Source organism: Symbiopectobacterium sp., assembly GCF_051710365.1.
In the GTDB taxonomy this organism is placed as follows: Bacteria; Pseudomonadota; Gammaproteobacteria; order Enterobacterales; family Enterobacteriaceae; genus Symbiopectobacterium.
Genome location: NZ_JBPETA010000111.1, coordinates 1 through 10648 on the forward strand (window position 1 = coordinate 1; position 10648 = coordinate 10648).

9 protein-coding genes, 1 pseudogene and 1 other annotated feature are annotated in these 10648 nt (G+C 51.3%); of the genes and pseudogenes, 5 read left to right on the forward strand and 5 right to left on the reverse strand.

All coding sequences use genetic code 11. The annotated features are described in order from the left end of the window. Positions 1 to 133: 133 nt before the first annotated feature. The 3 genes from clpB to rluD all read right to left on the reverse strand — a co-directional run bounded on the left by clpB (position 134) and on the right by rluD (position 4571). Entirely contained in the window at positions 134 to 2713 is a 2580-nt protein-coding gene (clpB, locus tag ACTBDZ_RS11150) for an ATP-dependent chaperone ClpB (RefSeq protein ID WP_438815361.1), read from the reverse strand. A 135-nt stretch (positions 2714 to 2848) separates the two neighbouring features. Further along, the gene (yfiH, locus tag ACTBDZ_RS11155; protein ID WP_438815362.1) at positions 2849 to 3583 is read right to left on the reverse strand and encodes a purine nucleoside phosphorylase YfiH; all 735 of its coding nucleotides are present in this window, start codon (positions 3581 to 3583) and stop codon (positions 2849 to 2851) included. Between the two features lie 10 nt (positions 3584 to 3593). Beyond that, entirely contained in the window at positions 3594 to 4571 is a 978-nt protein-coding gene (gene rluD / locus ACTBDZ_RS11160) for a 23S rRNA pseudouridine(1911/1915/1917) synthase RluD (protein WP_264626121.1), read from the reverse strand. Between the two features lie 132 nt (positions 4572 to 4703). Between rluD and bamD the strand changes: the two genes are divergently transcribed. From bamD to pheA, 4 genes are all read left to right on the forward strand, one after another. After that, positions 4704 to 5438 carry an outer membrane protein assembly factor BamD gene (gene bamD / locus ACTBDZ_RS11165; protein ID WP_438815363.1) on the forward strand — a complete coding sequence of 245 codons (735 nt, stop codon included), beginning with the start codon at positions 4704 to 4706 and terminating at the stop codon, positions 5436 to 5438. A 323-nt stretch (positions 5439 to 5761) separates the two neighbouring features. After that, the gene (gene raiA, locus ACTBDZ_RS11170; protein WP_264626123.1) at positions 5762 to 6094 is read left to right on the forward strand and encodes a ribosome-associated translation inhibitor RaiA; all 333 of its coding nucleotides are present in this window, start codon (positions 5762 to 5764) and stop codon (positions 6092 to 6094) included. A 162-nt stretch (positions 6095 to 6256) separates the two neighbouring features. Further along, positions 6257 to 6381: a sequence feature (Phe leader region), on the forward strand. After that, positions 6258 to 6305 (forward strand): pheA operon leader peptide PheL, encoded by a 48-nt coding sequence (pheL, locus tag ACTBDZ_RS11175; RefSeq protein ID WP_196907589.1) that lies wholly within the window; start codon positions 6258 to 6260, stop codon positions 6303 to 6305. Its footprint overlaps the feature before it by 48 nt. A 55-nt stretch (positions 6382 to 6436) precedes the next feature. Next, complete coding sequence (gene pheA / locus ACTBDZ_RS11180) at positions 6437 to 7594, forward strand: bifunctional chorismate mutase/prephenate dehydratase (RefSeq protein WP_438815364.1); 1158 nt, start codon at positions 6437 to 6439, stop codon at positions 7592 to 7594. Here pheA and tyrA read toward each other — a convergent pair. Both tyrA and ACTBDZ_RS11190 read right to left on the reverse strand, forming a co-directional pair. Then, positions 7527 to 8690 carry a bifunctional chorismate mutase/prephenate dehydrogenase gene (gene tyrA, locus ACTBDZ_RS11185; protein WP_438815365.1) on the reverse strand — a complete coding sequence of 388 codons (1164 nt, stop codon included), beginning with the start codon at positions 8688 to 8690 and terminating at the stop codon, positions 7527 to 7529. The genes pheA and tyrA overlap by 68 nt on opposite strands. Before the next feature lie 6 nt (positions 8691 to 8696). Next, positions 8697 to 9628, reverse strand: a pseudogene (locus ACTBDZ_RS11190) (3-deoxy-7-phosphoheptulonate synthase); the annotation flags it as partial. Between the two features lie 242 nt (positions 9629 to 9870). Between ACTBDZ_RS11190 and btsR the strand changes: the two are divergent. After that, entirely contained in the window at positions 9871 to 10551 is a 681-nt protein-coding gene (gene btsR, locus ACTBDZ_RS11195) for a two-component system response regulator BtsR (RefSeq protein WP_438815366.1), read from the forward strand. The last annotated feature ends 97 nt before the right edge of the window (positions 10552 to 10648 follow it).

Genomic DNA, 10648 nt, shown 5'->3' on the forward strand with positions numbered 1-10648 from the left:
CCAATGGCAACATTACTTGATGGTAAACGGGTCTGGGCAGAAAAAAATCTGAACCAGATTTAATCTGACAGACACCTGTATAAATAACCGGTAACTGTCAGATCAGGTCTGAGCTAGTACACATAAATGTTAATCACTGCCTGGCAACAATATGCTTTTCGCTGCCATCAACATCCAAAGTGACCGGTTTCCCCGGAATCAATTTGCCCGAAAGGATTTCCTGGGCCAGTGGGTTTTCAATCTGCTGCTGGATAGCACGTTTGAGCGGTCGAGCACCGTAAACCGGGTCAAAACCACTTAGCCCCAATTGTTCCAATGCGGCCTCGGTCATCGTGACCTGATAGCCACGTTCTTCCAGCCGCTTGTACAACCGCTGCAACTGAATACGCGCGATGGACATGATGTGTGCCTGACCCAATGGGTGGAATAACACGACTTCATCAATACGGTTGATAAACTCCGGACGGAAACGATGGCTGACCACATCCATAACCATGTCACGCATCCCGACATAATCCATTTCACCAAAATGTTCCTGAATGAGATCGGAACCTAGGTTCGAGGTCATCACGATAACTGTATTACGGAAATCCACCGTTCTGCCTTGCCCATCCGTCAAGCGGCCATCGTCAAGCACCTGCAACAGAATGTTGAATACATCTGGATGGGCTTTTTCAACTTCATCAAGCAGGATCACGGAATAAGGACGCCGCCGAACCGCTTCGGTGAGATACCCCCCTTCTTCATACCCCACGTATCCCGGAGGTGCGCCGACCAAACGAGACACTGAGTGCTTTTCCATAAATTCAGACATGTCGATGCGCACCATCGCGTCATCACTGTCGAACAAGAAGGCTGCCAGCGTTTTACACAGCTCGGTTTTCCCCACCCCGGTCGGCCCCAGGAACAAGAAAGATCCGATGGGTCGATTAGGATCGGAAAGGCCTGCACGACTGCGACGAATCGAGTTCGCCACGGCGCTGACCGCCTCATCTTGCCCGATAACGCGCTGATGAAGTTCTTGCTCCATACGCAGCAGCTTGTCTCGTTCACTTTCCAACATGCGCGCAACGGGAATTCCCGTCCATCTTGCTAGCACTTCGGCAATTTCGGCATCGGTCACTTTGTTGCGTAACAGGTGCATGGTTTTCCCTTCCGCCTGCGTCGCCGCCGCTAGCTGTTTTTCAAGCTCGGGCAAGCGCCCATACTGCAACTCCGACATGCGAGCGAGATCGCCCTGACGACGTGCCTGCTCCAGTTCGATCTTCGCTTGTTCCAATGCGGCCTTGATATTTTGCGTACCGCTGAGAGAGGCTTTCTCCGCTTTCCACTCTTCTTCAAGTTTGGAGTAGTCGCGTTCTTTCTGCTCAAGCTCTTCGCTCAGCAAAGACAGTCGCTTTTGACTGGCTTCATCGGACTCTTTTTTCAGCGCCTGCTGTTCCAGCTTTAACTGGATGATACGCCTGTCCAGACGATCCAGAGATTCCGGTTTCGAATCCATCTGCATACGAATGCTTGATGCCGCTTCATCAATCAGGTCAATGGCTTTATCCGGCAGTTGCCTGTCGGCAATGTAGCGGTGCGACAACATGGCCGCCGCCACAATCGCCGGGTCAGTGATCTGCACGTGATGGTGCAATTCATAACGTTCTTTAAGCCCACGCAGAATCGCGATCGTGTCTTCAACATTGGGTTCCGCCACAAACACCTTTTGGAATCGGCGTTCCAGCGCAGCGTCTTTCTCAATGTATTGCCGGTATTCGTCCAACGTGGTCGCGCCAACGCAATGCAACTCCCCGCGCGCCAATGCAGGCTTCAGCATGTTACCCGCATCCATTGCACCGTCAGCTTTGCCCGCGCCAACCATGGTATGCAACTCATCGATAAACAGAATGACGCTGCCTTCCTGTTTTGCCAGATCGTTAAGCACCCCTTTCAGACGTTCTTCGAATTCACCACGGTATTTGGCACCGGCAATCAATGCTCCCATGTCTAACGACAGCACGCGCTTGTGTTTAAGCCCTTCTGGCACTTCACCGTTGACGATACGCTGGGCTAATCCTTCTACGATTGCCGTTTTCCCGACACCAGGTTCACCGATCAGCACCGGGTTATTTTTAGTACGGCGTTGCAGTACCTGAATAGTTCTGCGAATTTCTTCATCACGGCCAATGACCGGGTCCAATTTGCCCTGTTCAGCGAGTTCGGTTAAATCGATGGTGAATTTCTTTAGCGCTTGTCGCTGATCTTCCGCATTTTGATCGTTCACCTGTTCACCACCACGTACCTGGTCAATGGCTTTAGAGACGGCTTCTTTAGTTGCCCCCGCACGCGCCAGGAGATCGCTCAACGTGCCGCGAGTATCCAGCGCCGCCAGCAAAAACAGCTCGGAAGAGATAAACGCATCGCCGCGCTTCTGTGCAATCTTGTCGCACAGATTGAGAGTACGGACGAATTCATTGGAGGGTTGCACATCGCCATCAACGCCCTGCACCTGCGGTAAACGCGCGATGGCCTGTTCAATATCCGCTTTCAGACGAACAGCGTTTACACCTGCCGTGGTCAACAGCGGGCTGACCGTACCGCCATCCTGCTGCAACAGCGCACTCATGACGTGTAACGGGTCGATAAACTGATGATCCTTGCCGAGCGCCAGAGATTGCGCATCCGCAAGGGCAAGCTGGAATTTATTGGTAAGACGATCCAGACGCATAACTCCTCCCATACATACTGGTCAAAATTGCTACTGGAGATTAAATGAGGTCATCCCTCAAAATTTCAAGATTATTTTGCCAGTAATAATAGAAGGAATGCAGTTACTTGCCATGGATCGTCTTAATTCAGTAGGTTATATCAGCCAGATTAAACTTGCCATACGACCCGTAGTTCCATCGCGGCGATATGAGAAAAATTTGTCGGCCTGAGTCACAGTACAGGCATCGCCACCAAAAATTTTCGTCACGCCCTGAGCTTGCAAGCGCAAACGAGCTAGCTGGTAGATATCGGCAATAAACTTGTTATCCTTAGCGATAAATGCGTCTACGGCGGCAGGGTGCTGTTCAATAAAAGCATCGCGCACCTCAGGGCCAACCTCAAACGCCTGCGGCCCGATCGCCGGCCCAAGCCATGCCATCACGGACGACGCAGGGGCGCGGAAATGACGCAATGTCGCTGCCAGCACGCCAGAACACAAGCCGCGCCAGCCCGCGTGCGCGGCAGCCACTTCATCACCGCTATCCGAGCAAAACAGCACCGGCAAACAGTCTGCGGTCATCACCGCGCACACCAGACCAGGTTGATTGGTGTAGGCCGCATCACCGGTCGGCACGCCTGACGCAGAAGACTCTAATGAAACCACCTGCGTTCCATGCACTTGATTTAACCACTGCGGCATCGCAGGCAAATCTGCCAGCGTGACCAGTCGCTGACGATTATCTAACACCGCCTCTGGTCGATCGCCTACGTGCGCACCAAGATTCAACGAATCAAAGGGCGTTTGGCTCACGCCTCCCCTTCGCGTGGTACTACAGGCACGCACACGTTGCGGTGCAGGCCAGTCAGGCAGTATCAGTTCGCTCGTCATCAGCCTCTCGTCACCAGTCATATTGATCTTTGAACGCCTCGGCGTCCGCTTTTAATACCTCAATTAAATCAACCATATCTTGTGGTATGGGGGCATGCCACTCCATTTCAATCCCGCTGATGGGATGATAAAGGCGTAGCATAGTCGCGTGTAACGCCTGACGATCGAACGTGCGCAGTGCTGTCACCAGTTCCTCTGATGCCCCCTTAGGCAAGCGAGGACGACCGCCATACAGTTGATCGCCCACCAGCGGATGGTTGATGTGCGCCATGTGAACACGAATCTGGTGTGTACGACCCGTTTCAAGACGCAGGCGTAGACGCGTATGGCTGCGAAAATGTTCCATAATGCGGTAATGGGTAACGGCCGGTTTTCCCATGGGATGCACCGACATATGGGTGCGTTTGGTGGGATGGCGGCTCATCGGTTCATTGACTGTGCCTCCGGCCGTCATGCGACCAATCGCAACGGCTTCGTACTCACGCGTGATTTCACGCGCCTGAAGCGATTCCACCAGTCGCGTTTGCGCTGGCACGGTTTTCGCTACCACCATCAATCCCGTGGTGTCTTTATCCAGGCGGTGCACAATGCCTGCGCGCGGAACGTCGCCAATAGCAGGAAAATGGTGCAGCAACGCATTGAGCACGGTGCCGTCCGGGTTGCCCGCGCCAGGGTGAACCACCAGATCGCGCGGTTTATTGATCACCAGAATGTCTTGATCTTCATAAACGATATCCAGTGCGATATCTTGTGCTTCCCAGCGAACCTCTTCATCGATCAAGGCATCAATCGTAATGGCTTCACCGCCTAACACTTTCTCTTTTGGCTTATTTATCATATTGCCGTTAATCTGTACCCGATCGTCCAGGATCCATTCTTTTATGCGAGAACGTGAATAATCAGGGAACAATTCGGCCAAAGCCTGATCTAACCGTTGACCGAGTTGAGACTCAGCCACCGTTGCGGTGAGTTGTACTTGTTGTGCCATAGTTGCAGCTTCTTCGTTAACGTTGGGTTTTCGCGGCGATGCCGTTTAAAATAATGTACTATTGTGCTAGTCTTACCCGGGAGCGTAACGGCCAGTCTCCCGGCATAACACTCTGAGGATAATCAAAACGTTATGATGCGTATGAAATATCTGGTGGCTGCAGCCACGTTGGGCCTGGCGCTAGCGGGTTGCTCCAACAGCTCCAAGGATACGGTTCCCGACAGTCCGCCTTCTGAAATTTATGCTACCGCTCAACAAAAATTGCAGGACGGTAACTTTAAAGCAGCAATCACACAGTTGGAAGCATTGGATAACCGATATCCTTTCGGGCCCTATTCTCAGCAAGTGCAGCTTGACCTGATTTATGCTTATTACAAGTCCGCAGAACTGGCGATGGCGCAAGCCTCCATTGACCGCTTCCTGCGCCTCAACCCGACACACCCGAGCGTGGACTATGTGCTGTACATGCGTGGTTTAACCAACATGGCTCAGGATGATAGCGCACTTCAGGGGTTCTTCGGCGTTGACCGCTCTGACCGCGATCCGCAATATGCACGCGCGGCGTTTCGTGACTTCCGCCAGTTGCTGCAAGCGTATCCTCGCAGCCAGTTTGCCACGGATGCGGGCAAACGTCTGGTATTCCTGAAAGAACGTTTAGCTAAATACGAACTTTCAGTCGCGGAATATTACACCAAACGCGGTGCCTACGTCGCCGTTGTTAATCGTGTAGAACAAGTGATGCGTGATTTCCCGGACACGCAAGCGACGAAAAGAGCGCTTCCGTTGATGGAAAATGCTTACAGAGAACTCCGACTGCTGGGTCAGGCGGATAAAGTCGCGAAAATCGTCGAGGCCAATCCCGCTTAACCAGAAAGCAACACGGCCCTAAGCACACGCGTAAACATAAAAAAACGGCAACTTTGGTTTGCCGTTTTTTTATTCCAACGTCGGAACAGTATCCGAGCATAATCCCGCCACTGACCTTGTCTGGACGCCATCGATCTCATTGATAATGCCACCAGTTGCATCAGGTCTCAAGCCTTGCGTCGCGCTTCCTCTATGTGCTTCACAAATTGCAACGAGGTGATCCGACCAGCCAAATAAAAGTGATGTAGATCACGATTTTTATCCCATTTACGGCTATGCTGAAGTTATCTAAGTGAGACGGCAAAAGCAGAGAGGTATGTTATATGACGATCAACATTACCAGTAAGCAAATGGAAATCACCCCCGCAATACGTCAGCATGTCGAAGACCGTCTAACCAAGCTGGATAAATGGCAAACTCACCTGATTAACCCACATATTATTTTATCCAAAGAACCGGTGGGTTTTGTTGCCGATGCGACTATCAGTACGCCTAATGGTCCCTTGGTCGCCAGCGCCAAGCATGAAGATATGTACGCTGCCATTAATGAGCTGCTCGCGAAACTGGAGCGCCAACTGAACAAGATGCAGCATAAGGGAGAAGCACGTCGAGCAACGACGGCTGGCGTCAAAGACGCGGATATTGAGTTGTCATAACCGAAACCTTCAGATAACAGTAGCCAACAACGCGCCGTCAGGGCACGTTTTTGTTTCTGAGGATAAGGCCCCTTCGCTTTTTAGTTGACAGAACGAAAAGCCAACAGTTACTTTACAGGGGTACTTTCATCCCATGAGAGCGCTAGCGCTTGACAGGTAACCAATGAGCCACACACCGTTTTTCTTCGTATTCTTTTTTACCTTCCCCTGATTGGGAGGCGATTCGTCATATTGAAAGAATACGAAGACGAACCAGAAAGCCTCCTGAACAGGGGGGCTTTTTTTATGCACTTATTTAATACGCACTGTATGGATAAAAATGAGTTTACAGGTAACACAACCATGACAGACAACCCTTTACTGGCCTTACGTGAACGCATCACCGAGTTGGATTTAAAACTGCTTGAACTGCTGGCCGAACGGCGAGAGTTGGCATTGGAAGTGGCACGCGCAAAGTTACATACGCATCGCCCGATTCGCGACAAAGAACGAGAAAGAGATTTGCTGGATAAGCTTATCGAAGCGGCAAAACCTCATCATCTTGATGGGCATTATATTACGCGCCTGTTTCAACTGATTATTGAAGACTCAGTGCTAACGCAGCAGGCACTGTTGCAGCACCATCTTAACCCCACCGGAGCCCACTCGGCGCGTGTCGCCTTTCTTGGCCCCAAAGGCTCCTACTCTCATCTGGCTGCCCGGCAATATGCCGCGCGCCATTTTGAGCAGTTGGTTGAGTGCGGCTGCCAGAAGTTTCAGGATATCTTCGCGATGGTGGAAACCGGCCAAGCCGACTACGGCGTTCTGCCCATTGAGAACACCACATCGGGTGCAATCAATGACGTGTACGATCTCCTGCAACATACCGGGCTGTCGATTGTGGGCGAACTTACCCACCCCATCGATCACTGTATGCTGGTCGCTACCGACACGGATTTAAGCCAAATTACGACCGTCTACAGCCATCCACAACCCTTCCAGCAATGCAGCCATTTTATCCAGCGTTATCCACAGTGGAAAATCGAATATTGTGAAAGTACGGCGGCTGCGATGGAAAAAGTCGCATCATTGAATTCACCCCACGCCGCCGCGCTGGGCAGCGAGGCCGGTGGATTACTTTATCAATTGCGCGTGCTGGAGCATAACCTGGCAAACCAGACCCAAAACACCACCCGCTTTATCGTGTTGGCACGTAAGCCGATTGATGTCTCTGAGCAAGTACCCGCCAAAACCACTTTGATTATGGCGACGGGTCAGCAATCGGGAGCATTGGTGGAAGCACTGCTGGTACTGCGCGAACACAGCATCATTATGACAAAACTGGAATCTCGTCCTATTTACGGTAACCCCTGGGAAGAGATGTTTTATATTGATGTGCAGGCTAACATGCGCGGAGATGGATTACAAAAAGCACTGAAAGAGTTATCGGGCATCACGCGCTCACTGAAAGTGCTCGGCTGTTACCCCAGTGAGAACGTCGTCCCCGTTGAGATGCACTGAAGGCTCGACTTTCCACCTGAAAGCGCTGGGCATAATCACCAAACCAATGCTCTATTTTCTTGAAACTGGCGATAAACGCCGCTTTGGCTTTGTCTTTGCTTTCCAACAGTGCAATCGCTTCACCAAAGCGGGCATAATAGCGTTTGATCAAGGCCAGATTATTTTCAGATGACATGATGATATCGGCATAAAGCTGCGGGTCTTGTGCGAACAGCCGCCCTACCATCACCAATTCCAACCGGTAAATCGGTGAAGATAATGCAAGTAACTGCTCAAGCTGCACATTCTCTTCCGCCAGATGCAACCCGTAGGCAAAAGTGGAAAAGTGACGCAACGCCTGAATAAACATCATATTTTGATCGTGTTCAACCGCACTGATGCGATGCAGCCGGGCGCCCCATACCTGAATTTGCTCCAGCAGCCATTGATACGCTTCAGGCTGGCGACCATCGCAATACACCACGACTTGCTTGGCAAGACTACCGCTATCTGGTCCGAACATCGGATGTAAGCCTACGACCGGACCGGAATGTGCCGCCAGCATCGCCTGCAACGGCCCATTTTTCACCGAAGCCAGATCCACCAGAATACAATCCTCCGGCAGATGTGGTAACTGTGCAATCACCTGTTCCGTCACGTGAATGGGCACACTAACGATCACCATGCCAGCATCCGCCAACAGGCTCTCAGCCTGCGGCCAATCTTCTTTTTCCAACAGCCTTACTTCATAGCCGGACAGACGCAACATTTTTTCGAACATGCGTCCCATCTGCCCGCGTCCACCCACAATGACGACTGGCCGCAACTGCGGACACAGGGTCTTAAAGCCTTTGTCATTTTCACTGGCATAGGATTCTCGCATCACCCGGCGCAGAACATCCTCAATAAGATCCGCAGGCACGTTGAGGGCCTCGGCCTCTTCACGACGAGAACGCAGCATCGCAGCCTCGCGATCGGGAGCATAGATAGGGAGACCATAGCGGCTTTTTACTTCTCCGACTTCCGCCACTAATGCCAGCCTGCGCGCCAACAAACCAAGCAGCGCCTTATCCACCTCATCAATCTGATCCCGCAACGCGGTCAGTTCTGCAACCATGTTCTGTTATTCTCCCAACGATGAACGGCGTACCGCCCCTAGCTCCTGATGCACCGATCTCAGCAACGCATCGGTGCTTTCCCAATTGATACAGGCATCCGTCACCGATACACCATATTGCATTGCCGAACGCGGTTGTTCCGATGACTGATTGCCTTCATGAATATGACTTTCTAGCATCATGCCAATAATGGAACGGTTACCCGCTTTGATTTGCTCAACAATGGATGACACCACCTGCGGTTGGCGACGGTAATCTTTATTCGAGTTGCCATGGCTGCAATCTATCATGAGTGAAGGCGTTAAGCCCGCAGCCTGCATCTGTTTTTCACATTCCGCTACGTCTTGTGCGCTGTAGTTAGGCTGCTTGCCGCCACGCAAAATAACATGACCGTCGCTGTTACCCTGGGTTTGCAGCAGGCACACCTGGCCGGTTTGGTTGATACCCACAAAACGGTGCGGCATTGCTGCGGCTTTCATCGCATTAATGGCCGTGCCCAGGCTACCATCGGTGCCGTTCTTGAAACCCACTGGCATCGAAAGGCCAGAAGCTATTTCGCGGTGCGTTTGCGATTCAGTGGTCCGCGCACCAATCGCTGACCAACTGAACAGATCGCCCAGATATTGTGGGCTGTTGGGATCCAACGCTTCTGTCGCCAAAGGCAGCCCCATGTTCACCAGCAGCTCACGTGCAGTGTGTAACCCCGCCTCCACGTCGAAGGAGCCATCCATGTAAGGGTCATTGATGAGGCCTTTCCAACCGACAGTAGTACGCGGTTTTTCAAAGTAAACGCGCATTACGATATACAACTATACAACCGATCGCTCAATTCGGCTGATAGCGTATGCAAGCGGCGGGCATACTCCAACGCAGCATCCGTGTCGTGAATGGAACAGGGTCCACACACCACCAATAACCGGTTATCGCGACCATTGATGTTGTTGAGCGAATCTTTTTGCATGTTCATATTCCTGGACAGTTCTTGAGTAGCGTAGCGCGCTTTCCGCCGCCACATTGAGTTCAAGGTACCACAACATGTAAAGATTTCAATCCATACAGTGTAAATATAAAATTACTAATTCACTCTCCCCTGAATCTCACGTTCGCGTCGCGGGTTACTGGCTTTCCTCGCTTATCTCAATGCAAATAGTGATAGAATCAGTGCAACAGGAGGAAAGCATGCTGAGAGCCATCCTAATTGACGACGAGCAACTGGCTCGCGAAGAGTTGTTGCTACTACTGGATAAAGAAGATGACATTGAGGTGATAGCGCAGTGCAGCAACGCGCTGGAAGCGATACCGGTGATTAACCGACTTCAACCGGATGTGATCTTTCTTGATATCCAGATGCCGAAAATCAGTGGGTTGGAACTGGTTGCCATGCTCGATCCTGACAGCATGCCTTATGTTGTTTTTGTCACCGCCTATGATGAATACGCGGTACGCGCTTTTGAAGAACATGCCTTTGATTATTTGCTCAAGCCGCTGGACAACCAGCGCCTGGCAAAAACCCTCAATCGTCTTCGTCGCGGCACATCCGTAAATAAAAATGTACAACTTATTGCGGAGCCTCAATTGAGGCATATACCGTGCCACGACCACAACCGTATTTTTCTCCTTAAGATCGAAGAAGTGGAATATCTCTGTTCAGAGCTGAGCGGCGTCCATGTCGTAGGGCTCAATCAGTCAGGTTATACCCAGCTATCGTTAAAAACGCTGGAAGAGAAAACACCTTTTGTACGCTGTCATCGCCAGTACATGGTGAACACGGAGCTGCTTCAGGAGATACAGTTGATGGATAACGGTGGCGCAGAAGTCATTACCCACACCGGTAAACATATTCCTGGCTTTGTTGAATAAATAGATTTTATGCTGGCAGCCAAGTGAAACGACGGATCCTCGCAACGCAAAATCATGCAGTTAGGCCTCATGAGAAAACTGTACACCTAAGATGACA